Origin of the sequence: Janthinobacterium sp. 78, assembly GCF_003096775.1 — a bacterium.
Lineage (GTDB): Bacteria > Pseudomonadota > Gammaproteobacteria > Burkholderiales > Burkholderiaceae_D > Janthinobacterium > Janthinobacterium tructae.
The window spans coordinates 1,366,206-1,389,705 of sequence record NZ_QENT01000001.1 but is presented as its reverse complement, the minus strand read 5'-3'; the positions used below and the strand labels follow the sequence as shown (position 1 = coordinate 1,389,705).

The following is a 23,500-nucleotide window of genomic DNA, read 5'->3' as shown; positions in this document are numbered from 1 at the left end:
GACATAAAAGCACACACGGCCAGCAATGATCTTGTTCAATACGGTGCAATGTTGATAAGGAATTATCATCTCGTGCATCAAAAACAGGCTAAATCGGCCCCAAATTATATGTTTCACCTATAAAAAATATACAATATCGATCTTCCAGGAGCCAATTCATGAAACTTACACAATTTAGTTTGACGATCGCAGCCGTATTGTTGACTGCTCAAGCGTCCGCGGCTACCCCAAAACTGGGTGTCGTGTATGACGCGGGCGGCAAGTTCGACAAGTCGTTCAACCAATCCGCTTTCGAAGGTGCCTCGCGCTTCAAAAAAGACACAGGCATTTCCTTCATCGAAGTTCAGGCATCGAGCGATACGCAAGCCGAGCAAGTCATGCGCGGCCTGGCCCGCAAGAAACTCGACATGATCGCCGCCATCGGCTTTGCGCAAACGCAAGCCGTGCAAAAAGTCGCAAAAGAATTCCCGAACGTGAAATTCGTGCTGATCGACGGCCAGGCCGCCGGCAGCAACGTCAATTCCGTCGTCTTCAAGGAAGAAGAAGGCTCTTACCTGGTGGGCGTGGCGGCAGCCATGGCCAGCAAGAGCAAGAAGGTCGGCTTCATCGGCGGCATCGATATCCCCCTGATCCGCAACTTCGCCTGCGGCTACGCGCAAGGCGTCAAGGCCATCAATCCGAAAGCGGAAATCACGCAAAACATGGTCGGCACCACCTCCGGCGCCTGGAATGACCCGGCCAAGGGTGGCGAACTGGCCCGCTCGCAATTCGAGCGCGGCGTCGATGTCGTCTTCGCCGTAGCCGGCGGCAGCGGCATGGGTACGCTGCAAATGGCCAAGGAAAAAGGCAAGCTGGCCATCGGCGTCGATTCGAACCAGAATGGCTTGTACCCGGGCAGTATCCTCACTTCCATGGTCAAGCGCGTCGACAACACGGTGTATGACAGCTTCATGCAAGTCAAGAACGGCACCTGGAAGGGCGGCGTCAGCTATAAAGGCTTGAAAGAAGGCGGCGTGGATTGGGCGCTCGACGCCAATAACCGCAAGCTGATTACGCCGGAAATCGAAAAGCGCGTGTTGGGTGCGCGTAAGGACATTATCGATGGCAAGATCAAAGTGATCGATTACCGCGTCGGCAGCAGCTGCCCGGTTTAATTTTTCTCCGTATCTTCTAGCGCGCCGCCGGGGCCTGTCTCCGCGCGGCGCGTTTCCATGAAACTATCCAGTTATGAACCTATGCAGCCAGCAGTAGAATTTCGCAGCATTTCCAAGCAGTTTGGACATGTGAAGGCGAACGCCGACGTCAGCTTCTCCATCGCCAAGGGCAGTATCCATGGCCTGGTGGGGGAAAACGGCGCCGGCAAATCGACCTTGATGAGTATCCTGTACGGGTATTACCGTGCCGACGGCGGAGAAATCTTGCTCGACGGGAAAGTACAGCCTATCCGCAACAGCCAGGAAGCGATCAATCTCGGCATCGGCATGGTGCACCAGCATTTCATGCTGGTCGAGAACTTCACCGTCCTCGACAATATCATGCTGGGCACGGAAGGCGGTTTTCGCCTGGCCAGCCACCGTGCCGAAGCGGAAGCCAAGCTGCGCGAGATTTGCGCGCGCTACCGCCTCGACGTCGACCCGCTGGCGAAGATCGAAGACCTCGCCGTCGGCGCGCAGCAGCGCGTGGAAATCCTCAAGCAGATTTACCGCAGCGCCAACATCCTGATCCTCGACGAGCCGACGGCCGTGCTGACGGCCCAGGAAACGGCGTCGCTGTTTGAAATCCTGCGCCTGTTCAAGGAGCAAGGCAAGACCATCATCCTGATCACGCACAAGCTGCAAGAGATCCTGGAAATCACCGACAATGTCACCGTCATGCGCGGCGGCACGGTGGTGGGCGCCGTGGCGACCGCCGGCACGTCGAAAGAGGAACTGGCCAATATGATGGTGGGCCGCCCCATCCAGAGCCATCTGCCCCGTGCCCCCTACAATCCGGGCGCCACGGTACTGGAAGTGGACGGTCTGCAACTGGCCGACGCGCAACAGGTCAAGCTGCTGGCCGACATCGGTTTCAACTTGCGCGCCGGCGAAATCGTCGCCATCGCGGGCGTTTCCGGCAATGGCCAGAGCGAACTGCTGGAAATTTTGTCGGGCATGCGCTTGCCGACGTCCGGCAAGCTGCGCTTCCTCGACAAGGACTTGCCGTTTGCCAAGCGCACTGACGCCGACGGCTTGCCGCTGGCCTTCCGCGAACTGGGCATTGCCCACATTCCGGAAGACCGCTTGCGCGATGGCGTGGTGAAAAATTTCTCCGTCATGCAAAACACCATCCTCGGTTACCAGGATCACCTGAAAAACCGCTGGGGCCTGTTCAACTTCAAGGCCATCGGCGCGCGCTGCGCGGAACTGCTGAAGACCTTCGACGTGCGTCCGGCCAACCCGGACCTGCGCATCGGTTTGTTGTCAGGCGGTAACCAGCAAAAGGTGGTGATCGCGCGCGAAGTGCTGGCCAAGCCGAAACTGATGCTGGTGGGGCAACCCACGCGCGGCGTCGACATCGGCACCATCGAAAGCATCCATACGCAATTGCTGGCCCTGCGCGACGCGGGCGTGGCGATCCTGCTGGTGTCCGTCGAACTGGAAGAAGTACGGGCGCTGGCCGACCGCATTCTGGTCATGTGCGGCGGACGCATCACCGGCGAACTGAAAATTGAAGAATTCGATACCACCCGCATCGGTCTGTTGATGGGGGGAATGCATAAATCATGAATAACGACTTGCCACGCTGGGCGACAGCCTTTGTCATGCCCATGTTAAACCTGCTGTCGGCCTTGCTGGTCGCGGCCCTGGTCATTTATATGCTGGGCGAAGATCCGGCCGAATCGCTGGGTATCCTCGTCAATAGCGCCCTCCTCAATCCGGAAGGCTTGAGCTACACGCTGTTCTACGCCAGCACCTTCATTTTCACGGGCCTGTCGGTCTCCGTGGCGATGCAGGCCGGCCTGTTCAATATCGGTTCCGAAGGCCAGATGTATATCGGCGGCCTGGGCTTGACGGTGGCCATGCTGGCCTTCGACCAGACCCTGCCCGCCTGGCTGTTGATTCCGGCCGCCATGCTCGGTGCGGCCCTGTTCGGCGCGCTATGGGGCTTCTTGCCCGGCTATCTGCAAGCCAAACGCGGCAGCCACATTGTGGTCACCACCATCATGTTCAACTTCATCGCCGCCAGCCTGATGAATTTCATTATCGTGAAATATCTGATTCCGCCGGGCGAGCAAAACACGGCCAGCCGCGTGTTTGCGGAAAGCGGCGAAATGCCGCGCCTCTCCACCTGGTTCCCATCCTTGGGCGACACGCCGCTGAACATCAGCTTTATCCTGGCGATCGCCGCGCTGGTCATCTATGGCGTGATGGTCTGGCGCTCCTCGTGGGGCTTCAAGCTGCGCGCCACGGGCCTGAACAAGCACGCGGCCCACTATGCAGGCGTGTCGATCAGCAAGATGATCATCATCGTCATGCTCATTTCCGGCGCGCTGGCTGGCCTCGGTTCCGTCAATTCCATCATGGGCTCGACGCATTATCTGTCGCTCAATTTTGTGGGCGGCGCCGGCTTCATCGGCATCGCCATCGCCCTGATGGGCCGCCAGCATCCGGTCGGCATCTTCCTCTCGGCCGTGCTGTTCGGCGCGCTGATACAGGGCGGTTTTGATTTGTCGCTGGAAAAACCGAATATTCCGACGGAAACCTTCATTTTCATCCAGGGCTTGATCATCCTGTTCTGCGGCGCCATGGAAAACTTCTACGCACCGGCCATTTCCGCCCTGCTCAAGCGCACCAAAGGCTAACACCATGACACTCGACGACTTTCATTTCGCCAGCATCCTGGTATCGACCGTGCGCAATGCGCCCGTCCTGATCTTTGCCGCCATGGCCGGCCTGTTCGCCGAACGCAGCGGCATGATCGACATCGGCCTGGAAGGCAAGATCCTGGCCAGCGCCTTCGCTTCCGCCGCCGTGGCCTACACGACGCAAAACCCGTATTACGGCATGGCTGCCGGCATGCTCGTGTGCGTCGCCCTGGCCCTGCTGCAAGCGTATGTCAGCATCACGCAAAAGGGTAATCAGCTGGTGGCCGGCATGGCGATCAACATCGCCATGAGCGGACTGACCTTTGTTCTGGCGCAATTTTTCTTCCAGCAAGGCGGTCGCACACCCGACCTCGGTTCGGCACGGCTGTTCGACGTCGTCTTGCCGGGCACGCAATACGTGGAGCACATCCCGTTCATCGGCTGGGTGTATGCCCACCTGATCGGCGGCCATTCCATCCTCGTGTATGTGGCGTTCCTGCTGATCCCGCTCGTGCACTGGCTGCTGTACCACACGCGCTTCGGCCTGCGCCTGCGCGCCTGCGGCGAAAACCCGCATGCGGCCGACTCGGCCGGCGTGAGCGTGGAAGCGACGCGCTACCTGGCCATGCTGGTGGCCGGCATCCTGTGCTCGTTCTCGGGCGCCTATCTGGCCATCGTGCAAAGCGGCTTCTTCCTGCGCGACATGTCGGCCGGCGCCGGCTACCTGGCCCTGACGGCCATGGTGTTCGGCAACTGGCGCCCCATCTACACTTTCCTTGGCTGTCTGATGTTCGGCTTCTTCGCCGCCATCCAGATCCAGATTGAAGGCGTGGACTTGCCCGTCGTGGGCCGCATCCCCGGCTCGCTGATCCAGATGGTACCGTACGTGGTCACCGTGATCGTGCTGGCGGGCTTGATGGCGAAATCCATCGCGCCGAAAGCGATCGGTATCCCGTTCGTCAAATCGCGTTAAATTTCAACGAGCGCAAGACAAAAGCGAAGCCCCCGGGCTTCGCTTTTTTTACGCCTGGGCAATCTCGTCCAGCGAGAAAAATACGGGTAAACCTAGGCCCCGCGCCACCTCCACCATCTGGTCGGCCCCACCAGAAGCACCGCCTATCCTCAGCACGGCATCGCAGTGGCTCAATAAACGCGTCGCATGCACGTGAAATAGTTCCTCGTACACGGCGTCACCCACCCGGGCGGAACCAGCCAGCGCCAGCATGGGCAGGGCCAGCCATTCACCGAGCACGGGCATGTGGCCGGCCGCGTACAAGGGCAGGCAGACGGCTTGCATGGCCGCCACATTCGCCGCCATCAGTGCGGGATCGTCGCCCGTACCGGAGCGGTAGGGACCGGCAACCAGTATCTGCATGCCAAGTTTGCGCGGCATCAAGTGCAGCTGCGCATGCTGCAGCAGCATGATGGTTTTGCCATCGCAGATGCGGCCATCGGCCACCATCTGCAGCGCTTGCGCCAGGGGCAGTTCCAGCACTTCGATATCTTCGCCCTCATGCGCCAGGCCGCCGCCGTCGCCGATACGGCTGGCGGGATCGTACTCGGCGACAAAGAAATGCAGGCGCTCCGTCACGGAGCCGGGACTCATGAAGGCTTCGAAGACCTTGTGCACCTGCCCCACCCGGTAACCGGTTTCCTCTTCCACCTCGGCGCGGATGCGCTGTTCCGCACTGGCCTCTTCCAGCAAGCCGGCCGCTGCTTCGATGAGGAAACCATCGTGGCCCTCGCGATACGTGGGAAAGCGGAACTGGCGGATCAGGATCACCGTCCGTTGGATTTTGTTGTAGAGCAGGATGGTGGCGCCATCGCCGCGGTCATAGGTTTCCCGCGTCTGCGTCTGCCATTCGCCATCCTGGCGCAGGTAATCGAACGTGGTCTTTTGCAATAGATACCAGTCGTGCGACAGGGTCTGCACCTGCTGGATGCGGACCCGTTCCTGCTTGCTGTTTTCTTCGCGCATAGTGTCTCCTTGTGCTTGCATGGATCGACTTTATCATGCAAACTCGTGCAATATCAAGAAAATACAAGAAAAACCATGCTGACACATCAACGCAAACAATACCTGCTGGACTTGCTCCAGCGCGAAGGCCAGCTGGTCGCCAAGGCTGTCAGCGACGCCCTGGGCTTATCGGAAGACACGATACGGCGCGACTTGCGCGAGCTGGCAAAAGAGGGATTATTGGAGCGCGTGCATGGCGGTGCCCTGCCCTTGCTGCCGCGCTCGCCCGCGCTGGTGCCGTTTGCGGGTCGCGAACAGATCTCGCCCGAAGCCAAGCCGGCCATCGGCCGCGCGGCGGGCGCCATGATACAAACGGGGCAAGTGGTGTTTCTCGATGGCGGCACGACCGCCGTGCAACTGGCGCGCCAGCTGCCGCGCGACTTGCGCGCCACCATTGTCACGCACAGTCCGTCGATTGCCGTCGAGCTGGTGCATCACCCATCGATCGAGGTGCTGATGCTGGGCGGGCGCCTGTACAAGCACTCGATCGTGGGTGTCGGCGCGGCCACCGTGGAAGCCATCGGCCGCATTCGCGCCGACCTGTATTTCATGGGCGTGTCCAGCCTGCATCCGCAAGCGGGCATCACCACGGGTGATTACGAAGAAGCGTGCGTGAAACGCGCGCTGAGCGATGCGTCAAACCGCACCGTCGTGCTGGCCTCGCCGGAAAAGTTCAATACGGCCTCGCCGTTCCAAATCGCTCCCTTGAGCCTGGTCAACGACATCATCGTGCACCGCGATGTGGACGACGCCCTGGTCGCACCCTACCGCGAGATGGGAATCAACATCACCCTGGCATGAAAAAAGCGGCCCGCAGGCCGCTTTCAAATAACATCTTACTGCGGCCAGATCGCCTGCAGCACGGCGGCCAGGTGATAGCCGCCCTCGATCAGTTGCTGCTTCGCCAGCGCCGAGCTGGGCACAGGATAATTGTCCGGCACCGTCAAGCTCCAGACGTTGTAGACCTCACCCTTGCGGCTGGTCTGCTGCGTGGCGGGGCCGGCCACCACGTCCGTAAACGCAATCTTGGACGCCGCCAGCGCGGCATCTGCCCACTGATACGGCCAGGTGACTGGGTCGCCGTTATTGGCGCTCACCACCGGTGCGCTGGCGATCACGGTACGCGCAAACTGCTGCGGCGTGCGCGTGCTCAGGCGGCGCATGGCGTAATCGACCACGGTCGTATCCCAATACGAATGCAGGGGCTTGGTGGCCGACTTCGGATAGGCGGGAGCTTTTGTTGTCCCCTCTTCCGCCGGCAGCGGCGCGGGAATCACGGCGTCGGACAGCGCCGTCATCTTCGCATCGTCGAGCAGCAAGTCGTTGCCACCGCGCGCATTGAAAATGGCGACGTCGTCAATCTCCGCCTGCGTGGCGGGCACGAAAAACTGGCCATCCTTGCCGAGAAACGCATTGCCCACATGCAAAGGCTGGTGGATATCGCCTACCAGATGCGTAATCAGAATCAGTGCTTCGCGCTGGCTGAAGCCGTGCGGATTGCTGGCCGCATCAGCCTTGCCCTGCAGCACCAGGATCGCCTGTTTCAAGGTTTGCACGATATCGTCGTCGGCCGTGCCCACGCCATGGTCGTGGTAGTGCGCATTCTGGAATGGCACATTCGTGTAGTGGTATTCGCCATGCTTGGGGTTTGCCGCGACATACGTCAGCATTTCCGGCGATTGCGGGCCGCAATACGTGCCCTTCACGCAATCGGGCCAATTGGCGATCTTTTCCAGGCTTTCGCCAGGCAACAGCAACTTGGCCACTTGCTCCTGTGCGGCGCTACCTTTGAGCAATTGATCGGCGATGGCGCCTACGGCGCGGTGGCCATCGTTGCCCCAGGCCAGCACGTTGCCAGAGGCAAAAGCGGCGCCCAGCGCCAGCACGGTTATCAATTTTTTCACGCTTACTCCTTTGCTTGCGGCGTGGCCTTGGCCGGTTTCGGATACTGCCTGTTGATGTCGATCGGCTGCGCATACGCCGAGCTCCACGTCTGCTCATGCAAGGCGGCGATGCGCTGCGCCATGGCATCGTTGCGCAATACCACTTCCAGGTTGCGCGACAAGTCGAAATAGCCGCCCGCCCAGTTACTCGTGCCGACCCAGGCCAGCTTGCCATCGATGCTCATGGTCTTGCTGTGAATCACGCGCGCGAAGGGAATGAACCCCGTCGAGGCGGCAGGAATCGTCACGATGCGGATTTCCACGTTCGGCACCAGGGCCAAACTCTTCAGGTAGGCGATGGCCGGCGCTTCCGTGTTCCAGGCGGACACCATCAGCTTGATTTTCACGCCACGCTGGGCGGCCGCACGCACGGCGTTGTCGATCACGGCGTAGTACGGCCGCGTGCGGTTCGGACCGTAGGACAGCGGCGCGTAGTCGAGCAGCTGGATGCGCACTTCGCTTTTCGCTTCCGCCAGCAAGGCGGGCAAGCCCGTTTCCGAGTCGCCCACGCCGGCCGGGTTATACGCATTCGGGCTGGCCAGCAGGAACGCGTTTTGCGCGTAATTGGCGGGCACCACCTTGCTGTTGAGCACCGTGGCGCGGCTGCCTTGCGACGTCAATGCCTGCGCTTGCCAATCCTGTTCGAAGATGGCTTGCACCTGGCTGACCATGGCGGGCTCCGTGATTCTCAAGCCCGTCTCATGGATGTGCTCGAACGAGCGCCAGTCAAAATTCTGGCTGCCGATGTACGCGACCTCAGCATCGACGGCCAGGTATTTCGCGTGCACGATGCCATTGCCCGTGATTTTATTGAAATCGATGAGGCGCAAGTCCAGGTGCGGAATCGCCTTGATCCGGGCGATGGTCGCCGCTTCCGACAGGCCCACGCCCTTCTGGTCCAGCAGGAAGCGGATCTTCACGCCGCGCTGGCCGGCGGCCGTCAGGCTGGCCAGCACCTTTTCAAAAGCCGTGCCCGGTTTGCTGACGGCATAGAACTGGGCGATGACGATCTCTTTTTTTGCCGAATCGAACAGTTCGCTCCACACGGCGACGGGCTCGCGCAGGTCGGGATTGGTCAAGCTCGTTTCCACGGGCGAAGTGTGCACCAGCTCAAAGCCGGGAATGGTGAAATCGGCGTGGGCCGTGCCCGCAAACAGGGTAGTGACGAGCAGGGAAACAGATAAATGACGCATGCTTCTTCCTTGAAATAATTATTTGACGCGCACGATGCGGCCCGCCGCCGTGGCGCTGCCGGCCGGCTTGCCGGCGCGCGCGCGGGCGATCAGGTAGTCGCTGAAGGCGTCGATGTCGCGCACGCCCGTGTCGAGACGGCGCGTGCCGGCCGCCAGCACGGTAAAGCGGTCGCCGCCGCCAGCGAGGAAACTGTTGGCGGCGATACGGTATTGTTGATTGTCTTCAAGAGCAATGCCATTGAGCATGATGCTGCCCGGCAGCACACGCTGGCCCTGCGGCCGCGTGCTGTCCCAGCGGTAGCTGAAGCCGTCCGATATCTGCAGCAGATTATTCTCCTCAGCTTCGGCACCCGGCCACTGCTGCTCAAGCAAGGTACGAATTTGCGCGCCAGAAAGACTCACGACGATCAGGGTATTGCCGAACGGTACCACGGCCTGGTTCTGGCCCACGTTCGTCATCAGGTCGGCGCCCGCTTCCAGATCCTTGCGGATGCCGCCATTGTTCATCAGGCCGATTTGCGCACCAGCAGCGCGCGCGCCGAACAGGGTGCTGTCAGCCACCAGGTCGCCCAGCGCGGAAGCGCCACTGCCCTTGGTACTGCGGCCCACGTTCGGCACGGCGATGGCGGCCACGGGACGCGACAATTCGGCCGCACTGCGCTGCTTGACCGATTCCAGGTAGGCAGCCACGGCCGGGTCCGGCTCATACACGCCTGGCAACATGACGACGTTGTGCGCGCTGGCATCGATCACTGCATTCTTGACGGGATCGACCTTGAGCTTGATGCGCGTCAGCATGTGCCCGCCCATCTGTGCCTGCGTCACGAGGCGGCCATCGACACGGCACAGATAACCCTGGTGCGAATGGCCGCTGATGACCAGTTGAATGGCCGGGTCGAGGCGTTTCACCACGTCGACCACTTCGCCCTTCAGGTGGCTGCAATCGGGCTGGTCGACGGCTTCCTTCGTCTCGCCGCCCTGGTGCAGCAGCACGACGAACACACCCACGCCTTGCGCGCGCAACTGCGGCAAGGTGGCGTTGATGGCGTCAGCTTCATCGCCAAACTGCAGGCCGGCAATGCCGGCGGCCGTCACCACGGATGGCGTATCTTTCAGCACGGCGCCGATCAGGCCCACCTTGACGCCATGCGCCTCTTCGATGCGGTAGGCGGGCAGCAGGGACTTGCCCGTTTGCGTGTCGATCACATTGGCCGCCATATAGGTGTAGTTGGCACCATTGAAGTCGGGCGTGAACTTGCACGCCTTGTCGGCGCGCGAAGAGTCGCAACCGCCGCGCTGCTGGCGCAGCAATTCCGCCTTGCCCTGGTCAAATTCATGGTTGCCGACGGAACTGGCCTTCATGCCCAGCATGTTCATGGCGACGATACTCGGTTCATCGGCCCACAGCGCCGACATGGCGGGGCTGGCGCCGACCAGGTCGCCATTGCCGACAAAAATCAGCTGCGCATCTTCGCGCCGCCAGGCCTTCAATGCGCCGGACAAGGTATCGATGCCGCCAGCCTGCACCGTCTTGCGCTCGGCATCGGCAACACTCGTGTAGGTAAATTTGCTGCGATCGAGATTGCCGTGGAAGTCGTTCAGGGCGACCAGGTTGATGGCGATAGGGGTGGGTGCAACGATGGTACATCCGGAAATAATTCCGGACATACATAGCACCAGCATAGAGGTTAAAGGGCGGTTAGAAAAAGTTCTCATACGTGCCGCTTTCAGGAATGCTGCCATGCAGATAAGTGCTTGAAGACATGACAATACTAACAAGTAAAAACAGGCCCGAAGGCCTGTTAAGTAATACTGCTCAGGGCGTCCACAGCACCACTGTTGATGTTGCTGCAGACCAAGCCATTTCTATCAGAAATCGCCCGAGAACGTCACCGATGAGAAACGTGGTGCACCCAAATAGTAATACACGGTTTTGGCGGATGTACCATTCACTGCAGTCGCATTGGTCACGTTTTGCGACGAAGGATTACGATACTGCTTGTCGGTCAGATTGCTGATGTTCAACGTGATTTTCGGACGCTTCAACCAGCCCATGTTGGCGAAGGTATAACCTGCATCGAAGCCCATGACGGTGTAACCAGGTACGGTTTCATCATTGTTCAAAGTAGCTTGTTGCTTACCGGTAGCCTTGGCTTTCACGCGGGCATAGAAGGCACCTAGTTGATACTCGGCGCTCAAGCCAGCTTTCAGCTTAGGTGTCAGAGGATACTCGTTGCCCTTGGTTGGCAGGGTTGAAGTGGCGCTGGCACGCAAGTCATTCTTTATTTCGCTTTTTGCATAGCCAAACGAACCGTAGAACGCCCAACCGTTGATAGGCGTGTTGCCCAGCTCTACTTCGAAACCGCGGTTTTTCACGTTACCAACGTTCGTCAAGGTGCTGACAGCCGTAAGCGGGTCGTAAGCAGTTGCTTGGCGATCACGGAAATCGACTGAATATACATTAAAGGTACCAATGAAATTCTTGTCTTGGTGGCGGTAACCAATATCAATATTCCACGACGTTTCCGCTTTTACATCACTAGTCAAGGTCGCCACACCGTTGACAAAAGTCACGTTTGAACCGGTTGTTGCGAACACAAAGTTAGGAGGCGCTTTCATGTTCTTGGCAATACTTGCATACAACTGATCGTCGGCAGTTACGCGGAAACGTGCGCCCAACTGCGGCAATATATCCTTGTATTTGCGCTTGATATTATATGTAACACCGGAATTCGTCCCTTCATTGGCATAGTTCGTGAAATCACGATCAACGAATGGTGTACGCACGCCCACATTCAGAATCAGGCGATCATCCATCAAATTGATGGTATCTTGCAGGAAAAATTGATAGGCAGTAGAGATCGTCTTCCAGTTTCGCGATTGGAAGGTCGAGCCATCAGCACGTGTAACTTGATCTTTTTGCAGATAGTAGTCAACAGGGCTACCATCATTATTTACTGGAACCATAGGGCCAGTTTGACCATGGTCTGCACGTTCCCACCAGAAACCACCAAGAATCTGGTGATCACCGATGGTGTGCGTCAGGGACGACGTGACGCCAGGACGCGTGGTGCGTGTAAAACTACTGTTGGCCATGATGACGGTGTCGAGCGTGTCGCCGTCACCGTTCAAGTCAACCGCGCCTGTCAGCTTGCCTGACTTGGAGTCCAGAAAACCTTTCGATTCCGTCATCGCACGTTGTTGTACTCCTCCGCTACCATAGCCATACCAGAAATAAGGCAAAATTTTCAGGTCGGTATTTTCACCCAGGCGGAACTTTGCCGTAGCTGACAGTACGGCATTTTTAAACGGATTGGTTGCCAACTTGTAGTACTGAGGTGAAGGGGCAATTTTCGACTCGTCCTGAACAGTACCCTTAACTGGCGTCAGGTGACCGGGGAATTTAGTCGAGAAATCATAGTAGTAACCGTTCTTGTTAATATCGGACAGGCTGATGCTGTTGATATTATTGTTCACAGCCTCGTTGTACAGCAAGGTGGCGTGGATGTAATTAAAGCGATCCCAGTCATAGTTAAAACCAGCATCGATATGGTCTCGCTTGGCGCCACCCTTGCCCTTCCATTTATCGGCTTGCGCATGCGAAGCCGACAGGAAGAATTTAGATCGTTTGTCCGACAACAGACCGCTATCAACGCGCAAAAAGGTTTTGCTCAGGTTAAGCTGACCTAGGGTTTGCATGACGCGCACTCGCTGCTTGTCTTCCGGATTGCAGGTATTGATACCGAAATTACCACCAGTGGCACCCACTTGTGGGGAGTCGACATCGGTCGAACCCTGTGTGACAAACTCGGAGCAGGTATTTTCCTGGTCAACGTATTCTTGCGGGTAGACCGAAAAACTACCGGAGTCATTCACCGGCACGCCATTAATCGTGGCGCCGATCTGGTCGCTGTTGAATCCGCGTAATGTCAAACCACCACCGAACAGGCCTGTAGAGTCATAGTTATAGCTATTGACCGATGGCAACATCTCCAACGCTTCAAACGCATTGCCCGTTGGACGCTGCTTTTCCAGTTCTTCTGCCGTAATCGTGCTGCGTGCTTTTGGCGCATCTTCCGTCACCATCAGGCCCATACCGGTTTTTTTAGCGGTAATGACCACTTTTGTGGCTTCGTCAGCGGTTTGCGCATGCGCAGTAGAGATGCCGAAGCAAGCCAATTGGCATGCCACTGCGATCATACTTAGTCGCAATTTTGGTTGTTGAATGAACTGCATTTGAACCCCCTAGAGTGTGTTGTAACTTACAAGATTTTGACTTGCTTATATTGTGGTGAAACACGGAAACTATCCAACTAGACACGGCAGTATAAAGATTGAATATTTCAAATCCGTTACACGGATATGACCGCAATGTGACAGGCGCCGCTAGACATCCTGAATTGTCACAAAAGCGATAGCAAAAATGACTTATTCAACTCTTCGCCGTCCAACTATGCATTAAGGTCTGTAGGCTGACAAATACGTTTTTTTTTAATGATTTATATATTAAAAGTATAAATCACCGCTGGAAGCCGCATTTTTTGTATCAACCGAGCAAGCTCACCTCATCGGGGCGAAATTATAGATGAGCGGCAAGACTTGGAAATTGTTTCAGAAAATAATTGCAAGAAAGCACTACCAGCGCGTCATTTTTTGTCGTAAAGGCACAACAAAAACGATAAATGGAGGGTTTTGTAACTATGAAGATCAGGAGCTTACGCGACCGCTAGTTGCGGTCGCGTGGCAGGCAGGGGAGGTGAAATACTTTTACGGCTTTACAACAGTCGCTTTGCGATCACTATTTGCGATCAAGGCTTCAAAACGGCTGAAACGGGCATCGAGCGCTTTCAGCAAACGCTGTTTGTCGGCTTGCGCCAAAAATGAATAACGCAGGCTGTTATATGACAGCTTTTTGATTTCCGCATAGTCGGTCTTGTACTGGCTGGCAAACAGCACGTACTCATTCGACAGGGTATTGCGCGACACGCCCGCGTCATCGGTGGAGATGACGAAGGGCACGCCATATTTGCGGTACAGGGTGATCGGATGGGCCTGGCCCTTGATGCCGAGAATGTAATCGTTGCTGGTCAGGTTCACTTCCACAGGAATATTGCGTTCACGCATCTTCTGCATGGTGGCCAGCGCGTTGTGCTCATAGGCGATATCCATGCCATGGCCGATACGGTCTGCGCCGGCCACATCGACGGCTTCGGCGATATGGAACGCCATGCCTTCCGGCGGCACCATGCCCAGCGCCAGCTCACCGGCGTGCAGGGCGATCTTGACGTTCGGATATTTTGCCTTGAGGAACTTGAACATTTCCATGTGCAGGCTGTAGTCGCGCATGGACACGTTCACGCTTTCCTGGCCCACGATATTCACGCCCACCAGCAGCGGATTCAGGCTGGCTGCCTTGAACGCGGCCACCATCGAGGAAAAAACTTGCGATGGCGACAGGAAACGCAGCACATACGCCTGGTAACGCATGGTGAAGTTCGCATCGTCGATGCCGGCGCTGCTGGCGTTCACGTTGTCGTTGTAGGCGGTGATGCTTTTCTGGAAGCTGGCATCCTGCTCCAGGCTGCCTGTCCAGTTGGCCAGCACGGCTTGCAGGGCTGCCGGCGGCAAGCCCGGCGTTAGCACTTGCTGGTCGAACTGCCCATTCTGCACGAACGGCGACAGCTCGAAAATCGTCTCGATGTAGCTGAGGTTTTCCGCGATGGCGCGCTGCTTCAGCGTTTTCAGGCCGTCGGCCGTGTTGCTCGATGCGACGGGACCGAAGTAGCCAAACGTATCAAAAAAGGTACGGTCCGGTGGAGTCTGGATGGCGCCATGGTTGTAGAAATCCTTGGTGGACCAGCGCTGCAGCAATTGCGCATACAGGCCAGCATCGGCAAACACTTCCGTGGACGACAGGCAGCCACGCTGCGCGGGCGGCTTGGCGCGTTCGGCCGCCACGACGTCCTTGTTGCTTTCGATGCGATACGTCGTCTTGTTGACGCAATAGTTTTCCTTGTCGACCCAATCGAGGAATTGCTCGGCGTAAATCGCGCCCGAGTAATGGTGATGCAAATCACCGCCCTTGGGCATCATGGAAAAGAACAGGCTCAACTCGGCTGTCTTTGGCTGCGCACCCGACACCAGGGCGGCAAAATGGCGCGCGGTGGCCGCTTCATTGGAAGACGGGGCGGCTTGCGCCGTTCCGGTCAATGCCAGCGCGGCGCCAAGCGCCAGGCCAGTGAGTTTCTTGTGCATTCGCGTTCTCGCTCAGGATAATTCGTGTTGAATAACGGGTAGGTCAGCCCTGCCCCCGCACATGCACGCATTGCCCGCCTGAATAGGTGGCGGCCACGGCGCGGTCATCGCCCAGCAGCGCAAAGGCAAACAGCAATTCCTCCAGGCTTTGACAGCCAGCCGTGCGACGCGCCAGCAGCGGCGTCGATTGCTTGTCGAGCACGATGAAGTCCGCTTCCGTGCCTGCCGTGAAATTGCCAAGGGTACCTTCCAGTTGCATGGCCCGTGCAGCACCCAGGGTCGCCAGGTAAAACATGCGCAAGGCGGGCAGATAGCTGCCTTTTAAGCGTGCTACTTTATAGGCTTCGTTCATGGTTTGCAACATCGAGAACGAGGTGCCGCCGCCCACATCGGTGGCCAGCGACAACAGCACTTTCGCCGCATCGGCTCGCTCGAAATCGAACAGGCCGCTGCCGAGGAACAAGTTGGAGGTGGGACAAATGGCGGCCGCCGAGGACGTTTCCGCCATGCGCGCGCGGTCGCGCTCATCGAGCCAGATGCAATGGCCGAACATGGCGCGCGGGCGCAGCATGCCGTACTGGTCATACACATCGAGGTAGCTGCGCGCCTGCGGACGCAGTTCGCGCACCCAGCGGCACTCATCCTCGTTTTCCGACACGTGCGTCTGCAGATACGTATCCGGATACGCGCGCGCCAGTTCGCCCGCCAGATGCATCTGTTCATTGGTCGATGTCGGCACGAAACGGGGCGTGATCGCATACAGCGAGCGGCCATGCTTGTGCCAGCGCCGGATCAGCTCCTCGCTTTCGCGCGCGCCGGACTCGGCCGTGTCGCGCAGGAACTCGGGGCAATTGCGGTCCATCATGACCTTGCCCGCCACCATGCGCAAGCCGCGCGCCTCGCTGGCGCCAAAGAAGGCATCGACCGATTGCGGATGCACGCTGCCATACACCATGGCGGTCGTGGTGCCGCAGCGCAGCAGTTCATCGAGGAAAAACTCGGCGACATTGCGCGCATGCACAGGGTCTTCAAATGCGCGCTCGGTGGGGAAGGTGTACGTTTCCAGCCACGGCAGCAAGCCCGGTGCGGGCGAGGCGATCATTTCCGTCTGCGGGAAGTGCAGATGCGTATCGATGAAGCCAGGCACGATCAGCTTGCCGCGATAATCGACGATCTCGGTGCCGGGTGGCAAAGTCGCCTGCAGCTGCGCGTAATCTCCGGCCGCCACGATCTTGCCTTCGGCCACGATCAGCAAGCCATCCGCATGCCAGGCGTGCGCCTCTTCGGTGAAAGCGGGATCGGCGTGGAAGTGCAGCAAGCTGGCACGGTAAGCTTGCAATGTGGCAGGAACAATCGGCATGACTTCTTTCTATAACGGGTGAGTGGCGGCGCGTGGTTGGCGGCGCGGTGGCGCACTGGCAGAGGCCAGCCGCAGTGGTGCGGCAGCGGCCGCGCTGGCGGCTTCCTCCCACACCATGAGTAATTGACAGGCAACGGAGGCGGCGATCACGGCTGGCGCCTTGTTGCGGATACCGGGCATGCCGATCGGGCACACCATGGCGGCAATGCGCTCGTCCGGCACGCCGCGCGCTTGCAGGCGGTGCTCGAACTGCTTGCGTTTCGTGTGCGAACCGATCAAGCCGAACCAGCCCGCATCCTCGCGCTCCATGATGGCTTGCGTCAAGCGTTGATCGAGCGCATGGCTGTGCGTCATGACGAGAAAGCTGCCACCGGGAGGCGCCATGGCGACAAATTCCTCGGGCGTGTCGGTGGCGGCAATGCGCACATTACTTGGCAGCCCCGCTGGCAACGTTGCGGGAAACATGTCTTCGCGTTCATCGACCCAGGTGATAGTGCAGGGCAAGTGGGCCAGCGCACGCACGATGGCGGCGCCCACGTGACCGGCGCCAAACAGCGTCAAATGGGCGCGCGGCGCCAGGCACGGGTCGACCAGCCAGCGCCGCCCTTCACTCCCCTGCGCGACATGGGTTGCGCGTTCACGTGAAAACGTGTCGGGCGCCTGGCCCGGCATGCCGGCGATCAAGCTACCGGCCGCATCGAACAGGGCCGACGCGCTCTCACCATCGAGTGCCGCCAGACGCCAACTATCGTGCTGGCGGCGCTCGCGCAAGGCGGCCAGCAATGCTTGCAGGCCAGCATCGACATATTCAAAAGCCAGGTGGACGACGCCGCCGCAGCATTGCCCGAGGCTGGGGCCGAGCGCAAAACGCTCGATCCGCGCATGCGTGTCGCCCGTGGCCAGCATGCTCTTGGCGATTTCCACGGCGCGCAATTCCAGGTGGCCGCCGCCGATGGTGTCCATTTGACCATCGAGGGTGACGCGCATCTTCGCGCCCGCTTCGCGCGGTCCGGAACCTTCCACCAGGGCCACCGTCACCAGCACGGACGCCTGCGTGTCATCGTCGATTGCTGTCAGCCAGTCGCTCATCTTCTGCTCCTAGGCGCTGGCGCAAACCGCTTGCACGGCCATGACCGCCTTGAGGATTTCCTCGCTGGTGGCGGGGGCATTGAGCGGTGGTTGCACGGCGTGATGGCCCACGCTGGAAATGGCATCGCGGATGGCAAAGAACACGGAAAACGGCAACAGCAGCGGCGGCTCGCCCACGGCTTTGGAACGGTGGATGCTATCTTCCACGTTGCGGTTCCGGAACAGCTTGACGCGAAAATCTTCCGGGCAATCTGAAATGCCAGGAATCTTGTATGTCGATGGCGCGTGCGTCATCAGCTTGCCCGCCGCATTCCACCACAGCTGCTCCGTTGTCAGCCAACCCATGCCCTGAATAAATGCCCCTTCCACCTGACCCAGATCAATCGCAGGATTCAATGATTGGCCCGCGTCGTACAAGGCGTCCGCGCGCAACAGTTTCCATTCGCCCGTCAGGGTATCGACCACCACTTCAGCCACGGCCGCGCCATACGCATAGTAGGAAAACGGATGGCCCGTCATCGTCTTCGCATCCCACGACAGGCCCGGTGTGGCATAAAAACCGTCCGACCACAGTTGTACGCGCGCCAGATACGCCTTCTGCACGAGCTCGGCAAACGCCACGACATGGCCGTTCACGTGGACGTGGTTATCGAAGAAGCGCACAGCAGCAACGTCGCCGCCATACAGTTTGACAGCGTAATCGGCCAGGCGTTCGCGGATCTGGCGCGCCGCATCCTGCGCCGCCTTGCCGTTCAGGTCGGCGCCGGTGGATGCCGCCGTGGCCGACGTGTTTGCCACCTTGCTGGTGTCGGTGGCCGTGGCCCGCACTCTGTCCAGGTCCAGGCCCAGCTCGTGCGCCACCACCTGCATGACCTTGGTATTGATGCCCTGCCCCATTTCCGTGCCACCATGGTTGACCAGCACGGAGCCATCCACGTACACGTGGACCAGCGCACCGGCCTGGTTCAGATGCGTGACGTTGAAGGCGATGCCGAATTTCAGGGGCGTGAATGCCAGGCCCTTCTTCAGGATCGGGCTGGCCTCGTTGTAGGCGTCGATGGCGCAGCGGCGCGCGCGGTAATCGCTGCTCTCTTCGAGTTCGGCAACCAGTTCATGGATCACGTTGTCGACGATGGTCTGCCCGTACGGCGTGACATTGCGCCCCTCGGCATCGTTGCGGCCATAGAAATTGAGCAGGCGGATATCGAGCGCATCGCGTTGCAAATGGCGGGCGATTTCATCGATCACGTACTCGATGGCGATGGCGCCCTGCGGCCCGCCGAAACCCCGGAAAGCCGTGTTCGACTGCGTATTCGTCTTGCCGCAGGCGGCGCGGATATCCACGTCGGACAGGTAATATGTGTTGTCAAAGTGGCAGACGGCGCGCGTGGCGACGGGGCCGGACAAGTCCGCCGAGTAACCGGCGCGCGTGGTCATGTCGACCCTGGCGGCAAGGATTTTTCCTTCGTCGTCGTAGCCCACTTCGTATTCATAGTAAAAACAGTGGCGCTTGCCCGTCACCAGCATGTCGTCGTCGCGGTCGGCGCGCAATTTGACGGGACGCTTGAGTTTGGCCGCCGCAATCGATGCGGCCGCCGCCCACAGGGCCGACTGCGACTCCTTGCCGCCGAAACCGCCGCCCATGCGCCGGCATTCAACCGTAATGTTGTGCGAATGCACGCCCAGCGCATGCGCCACCACGTGCTGCATCTCGCTCGGGTGCTGGGTCGAACACAGCACCAGCATGCCCTGCGCTTCCTTCGGGATGGCGTAGGAAATCTGTCCTTCCAGGTAAAACTGTTCCTGCCCGCCCACGTACAGCTGGCCCTTGACCACATGCGGCGCCGCCTCGAACGCGGCCTGGTAGTTGCCGCGCGTCAGTTGCATCGGCGGCAGCACATACGACTGTGCCGCCTTGGCCGCTTGCGGCGTCATGATCGCAGGCAATTCCTCGTACGACACTTGCGCCAGGCGGGCGGCGCGGCGCGCATGGTCGTGTGTATCGGCCACCACGATGAAGATAGGCTGGCCCACGTATTGCACCAGCTCCGCAGCCAGGATGGGATCGTCATGGATGATGGGACCGCAATCATTGGTGCCGGGAATGTCCTGCGCCGTGTAGACAGCGACGACCCCCTGCGAGCCGCGCACGGCCGACAAGTCCATGGCCGTGATGCGCGCATGCGGCTTTTGCGCCAGGCCCAGTGCCGCGTGCAAGGTACCTTGCAGTTCGGCGATATCGTCCGTGTACGTCGCTTGTCCCAGCACATGCAATTGTGCCGATTCATGGGGGCTAGGCTTGCCCACGGCGGCCCAGGCGGCCGCTTGCAGTTCGGGCGTGGCAGGATGGTTCATGCTGATCCTTTCAGGCGCGGCAAGCATAGGCGTTGACGGCAGTGCGCAACAGCGGCGCACCGGGGCGTGTTTCCAGCCAGAAGCGGCGCAGCAGGTTTTGCGCCGTCGTCATGCGATAGGTATTCGAGGCGCGCATGTCCGAGAGCGGCGCGTAATCGTCGGCCAGCAAGCGCATGGCAATGAGAAGGTTGTCTTCCGTCCAGGCTTGTCCGCGCAGAAATGCTTCCGTTTGCGCGGCGCGTTGCGGCGTGGCCGCCATGCCGCCAAAGGCGATGCGCGCATCGATGATGCGCTCACCGTCGAGCTGGAAGGCAAACGCGGCGCACACGGCCGAGATATCCTGGTCAAAGCGTTTCGCCAGTTTATACGTGCGGAAATGCACATTGGCACGCGGCAAGGGCACGCGCACGGCTTCGACGAATTCGCCGGGTTGCAGATCTTTCTTTTGATAACCCAGGTAAAAATTTTCCAGCGGCATGCTGCGCTGGCCGGCAAGTCCGCGCAGCACGATCTCGCTGCCCAGCGCAATCAGCCACGGCATCGAGTCGCCGATGGGCGAACCATTGGCGACATTGCCGCCCAGGGTACCCGCATTGCGGATCGGCAAGGAAGCAAAGCGCTGCCACAGTTCCGACAACTCGTCTGGATAGTGCTGGCACAGCGCCGCATAGGCATCGTTCAGGCTGGCGCCAGCGCCGATGTGCAGCTTGCCATCGTCCACGGCGATGCTTTTCAGCGCAGCGACGTTGCCGAGATAAATGATGTCGCCCAGGTCGCGCAATTGCTTGGTCACCCACAGGCCCACGTCGGTGGAGCCGGCCAGCAGGCACGCTTGCGGCTTTGCCGCGCGCAGCGCCACCAGTTCATCGATGGTGCGTGGCGCGTGGAAGTGCTGGTCGCCGTGTTCATAAGTGCTCAGGCTGTCGCGCTGCAGCCCCTGCAATTGCTGCGCCAGGGCATCGCGGTCAAATGCGACACGCGGCAGTTCGCCCATGCGTCTGGCCGCATCGATGATGGGCCGGTAGCCGGTGCAGCGGCACAGATTGCCAGACAGGGTGTCATCGATTTCGCAGCGCGTGGGCGTCTCGCCGTTTTTCTGCAGATACATGCCCCACAGCGACATCACGAAACCTGGTGTGCAAAAACCGCACTGGGAACCATGGCATTCGACCATCGCCTGCTGCACCGGGTGCAGGGCGCCGTCGGGCTGCTGCAAGTCTTCCACGGAAAACAGGGCCTTGCCATCGAGCGTGGGCGTCAGCTGGATGCAGGCGTTGACGGCCTTCATCTCGACCTGGCCATTCACCAGGCTGCCGATGACCACCATGCAAGCGCCGCAATCGCCCTCGGCACAGCCTTCCTTGGTGCCCGTGCAATGCAAATCCTCGCGCAGGTGCTGCAACACAGTCTGCGTAGGGGCGGCGTTGCGTACTTCCTGTACGGCACCACGATAATAAAAGCGGATCGGTTCTGACATGCTGGCCTCGGTATAGTCCCAGTATAGGAGATTAACACCGGCATATGGGACAACTATATGCAAAGACTGATTTTACTTATCATCCCATCTCAATAGAACTCACTCCTGGAATGGATGCGTCGCATGCCAGTGCTCGGCGATATCGATGCGGCGCGTGATCCACACCTGCTCATGGCCCTGCACATAGTCGAGGAAGCGTGCCAGCGCCGCCGCCCGTCCCGGACGTCCCACCAGGCGGCAATGCAGGCCCACGGACAACATCTTCGGCTGATTCAAACCGTTCGGATCGCCTTCCGCATACAGGATATCGAAGGCATCCTTCAGATAATCGAAAAACTGCGTGCCCGAATTAAAACCCTGCATGGCGGCAAAACGCATGTCGTTCGTGTCCAGGGTGTAGGGCACGATCAGTTGCGGCTGCATGGCCGGCATACCGGCGGCATCCGTGTACGCCACCTTTTCCCAGAATGGCAGGTCATCACCATAATAATCGGCGTCGTAGCGGAAACCGCCATGCTCGACCACCAGTTTGCGCGTATTCGGTGAATCGCGCCCCGTATACCAGCCTTGCGGGGCGGAACCCGTCAATTCGCGGATGATCTGCACGGCTTCACGCATGTGTTCACGTTCCGTCGCCTCATCCATGTTTTGGTAGGAAATCCAGCGCAAGCCATGACAGGCGATTTCATGCCCCAGTTGCTGGAAGGCAGCCACCGCCTCCGGATTGCGTTTCAAGGCCATCGATACGCCGAACACGGTCAGCGGCAGGTGCCGCTCCTCGAACATGCGCAGCAAGCGCCATAGTCCGGCGCGCGAACCGTATTCATAAATCGACTCCATGCTCAGGTGGCGCGCAGGGAATGCGGCCGCGCCGATCATTTCCGATAAAAACGTTTCCGAGGCGGCATCGCCATGCAGCACGTTGTTTTCCGCCCCCTCCTCGTAATTGAGGACAAATTGCAGGGCGATGCGGGCCTTGCCCGGCCATTGCGGATGGGGTGGCGTGCGGCCATAGCCGATCAAGTCGCGTGGATAATGTTCGTAATTGTTCATGCGGAGGCGCGCCTATAGGAGGACAATGTTGGCTATATGCCCAATCATATAGCCCGGCGCAGTCGCCGGTATATGATTTGTACGATAAGCACATTCACTCACCCTATATACAGGATAGCAAATGGGAAAACTCAGCACGCATGTACTCGATATCGCCCACGGCAGACCGGGAGCCGGCGTCAAGGTGGCCCTGTTTTCCGTCGCGCCGGAAGGCAAAGTGTTATTGAAGATGGATATGACGAACAGCGACGGCCGTTGCAGCACACCCTTGCTGGAAGGCGACAGCATGAAAGCGGGCCAGTACGAACTGGTATTCAACGCAGGCGACTATTTCGCCGCCCAGGGCGTGGAACTACCCTCGCCCCGCTTCATCGACCTGGTCACCCTGGCCTTCGGCATTGCGCATACGGATGAGAATTACCATGTGCCGCTGGTGGTGTCGCCGTGGTCGTATTCCACTTATCGTGGTAGCTGATGCCACGACGCCAACAATGTTGTCGGATTACGCTACGCTAATCCGACCTACCGGCTCTGACCGTAAGTCGGCGTAAGTCGGCGTAGGTCGGCGTAGGTCGGCTTAGCGCAACGCGCGTAAGCCGACAGCCACCACCAGCACCAAACAAAACCACCAGACGAAAAAAAACCCCACCATTGCTGGCGGGGTTTTTCTCTACTGCGTATAACAAGCCTGACGATAACCTACTTTCACACTGGTTGCAGCACTATCATCGGCGCAAAGTTGTTTCACGGTCCTGTTCGGGATGGGAAGGGGTGGGACCAACTTGCTATGGTCATCAGGCATAACTTGTACTGGCATTTGTCCTCAGTGGAGCGACAAAGCCTGAATCTGGAAGAAGCAAAGATTGGGTAATGAATAGTAGTATCAACAAACGCACAACGTTGTACCGTCTTAT

General features: G+C 59.2%; 16 protein-coding genes, 1 rRNA gene and 1 pseudogene. 6 read left to right on the top strand and 12 right to left on the bottom strand.

The genetic code is table 11. The annotated features are described in order from the left end of the window. The first annotated feature begins 158 nt into the window (after positions 1–158). The 4 genes from C8C92_RS06160 to C8C92_RS06145 all read left to right on the top strand — a co-directional run bounded on the left by C8C92_RS06160 (position 159) and on the right by C8C92_RS06145 (position 4,817). On the top strand, positions 159–1,154 hold the full coding sequence (locus C8C92_RS06160) for a BMP family ABC transporter substrate-binding protein (protein ID WP_116743280.1): 996 nt from the start codon (positions 159–161) through the stop codon (positions 1,152–1,154). A gap of 81 nt (positions 1,155–1,235) precedes the next feature. After that, positions 1,236–2,765: an ABC transporter ATP-binding protein gene (locus C8C92_RS06155; protein ID WP_116743279.1), complete on the top strand. Its 1,530-nt coding sequence runs from the start codon at positions 1,236–1,238 to the stop codon at positions 2,763–2,765. Continuing rightward, entirely contained in the window at positions 2,762–3,841 is a 1,080-nt protein-coding gene (locus C8C92_RS06150; protein WP_099760543.1) for an ABC transporter permease, read from the top strand. The genes C8C92_RS06155 and C8C92_RS06150 overlap by 4 nt, the downstream gene beginning before the upstream one ends. Before the next feature lie 4 nt (positions 3,842–3,845). Continuing rightward, entirely contained in the window at positions 3,846–4,817 is a 972-nt protein-coding gene (locus tag C8C92_RS06145; RefSeq protein ID WP_096233948.1) for an ABC transporter permease, read from the top strand. 420 nt (positions 4,818–5,237) lie between these two features. Here the strand turns inward: C8C92_RS06145 and C8C92_RS27705 are convergent. Continuing rightward, positions 5,238–5,822, bottom strand: a pseudogene (locus tag C8C92_RS27705) (NUDIX domain-containing protein); the annotation flags it as partial. Positions 5,823–5,897: 75 nt separating this feature from the next. Between C8C92_RS27705 and C8C92_RS06135 the strand changes: the two are divergent. After that, on the top strand, positions 5,898–6,662 hold the full coding sequence (locus tag C8C92_RS06135; protein WP_116743277.1) for a DeoR/GlpR family DNA-binding transcription regulator: 765 nt from the start codon (positions 5,898–5,900) through the stop codon (positions 6,660–6,662). 35 nt (positions 6,663–6,697) lie between these two features. On the opposite strand, the gene C8C92_RS06130 is transcribed toward C8C92_RS06135, so the two are convergent. The 10 genes from C8C92_RS06130 to puuE all read right to left on the bottom strand — a co-directional run bounded on the left by C8C92_RS06130 (position 6,698) and on the right by puuE (position 22,586). After that, on the bottom strand, positions 6,698–7,765 hold the full coding sequence (locus tag C8C92_RS06130) for a S1/P1 nuclease (protein ID WP_116743276.1): 1,068 nt from the start codon (positions 7,763–7,765) through the stop codon (positions 6,698–6,700). A gap of 2 nt (positions 7,766–7,767) precedes the next feature. Beyond that, positions 7,768–8,997, bottom strand: coding sequence for a phospholipase D-like domain-containing protein (locus tag C8C92_RS06125; RefSeq protein ID WP_116743275.1), 1,230 nt, complete (start codon positions 8,995–8,997; stop codon positions 7,768–7,770). Positions 8,998–9,015: 18 nt separating this feature from the next. After that, positions 9,016–10,665, bottom strand: coding sequence for a bifunctional metallophosphatase/5'-nucleotidase (locus C8C92_RS06120; protein WP_165829297.1), 1,650 nt, complete (start codon positions 10,663–10,665; stop codon positions 9,016–9,018). Positions 10,666–10,866: 201 nt separating this feature from the next. Next, complete coding sequence (locus tag C8C92_RS06115) at positions 10,867–13,233, bottom strand: TonB-dependent receptor (protein ID WP_116743274.1); 2,367 nt, start codon at positions 13,231–13,233, stop codon at positions 10,867–10,869. Between the two features lie 531 nt (positions 13,234–13,764). Then, positions 13,765–15,252, bottom strand: a complete 1,488-nt coding sequence (locus C8C92_RS06110; protein WP_116743273.1) for an adenosine deaminase — start codon at positions 15,250–15,252, stop codon at positions 13,765–13,767. A 43-nt stretch (positions 15,253–15,295) separates the two neighbouring features. Next, entirely contained in the window at positions 15,296–16,612 is a 1,317-nt protein-coding gene (gene guaD, locus C8C92_RS06105; protein ID WP_116743272.1) for a guanine deaminase, read from the bottom strand. Between the two features lie 9 nt (positions 16,613–16,621). Beyond that, positions 16,622–17,701, bottom strand: a complete 1,080-nt coding sequence (gene xdhC / locus C8C92_RS06100) for a xanthine dehydrogenase accessory protein XdhC (protein WP_116743271.1) — start codon at positions 17,699–17,701, stop codon at positions 16,622–16,624. A gap of 9 nt (positions 17,702–17,710) precedes the next feature. Then, on the bottom strand, positions 17,711–20,056 hold the full coding sequence (gene xdhB, locus C8C92_RS06095; protein ID WP_116743270.1) for a xanthine dehydrogenase molybdopterin binding subunit: 2,346 nt from the start codon (positions 20,054–20,056) through the stop codon (positions 17,711–17,713). 10 nt (positions 20,057–20,066) lie between these two features. Continuing rightward, positions 20,067–21,533 (bottom strand): xanthine dehydrogenase small subunit, encoded by a 1,467-nt coding sequence (gene xdhA / locus C8C92_RS06090; protein ID WP_116743269.1) that lies wholly within the window; start codon positions 21,531–21,533, stop codon positions 20,067–20,069. Positions 21,534–21,632: 99 nt separating this feature from the next. Further along, the gene (gene puuE, locus C8C92_RS06085; RefSeq protein WP_116743268.1) at positions 21,633–22,586 is read right to left on the bottom strand and encodes an allantoinase PuuE; all 954 of its coding nucleotides are present in this window, start codon (positions 22,584–22,586) and stop codon (positions 21,633–21,635) included. A 121-nt stretch (positions 22,587–22,707) separates the two neighbouring features. Between puuE and uraH the strand changes: the two genes are divergently transcribed. After that, entirely contained in the window at positions 22,708–23,061 is a 354-nt protein-coding gene (gene uraH, locus C8C92_RS06080) for a hydroxyisourate hydrolase (protein WP_035824942.1), read from the top strand. A gap of 211 nt (positions 23,062–23,272) precedes the next feature. Here the strand turns inward: uraH and rrf are convergent. Next, a 5S ribosomal RNA gene (rrf, locus tag C8C92_RS06075) occupies positions 23,273–23,385 on the bottom strand. Positions 23,386–23,500: the final 115 nt, after the last annotated feature.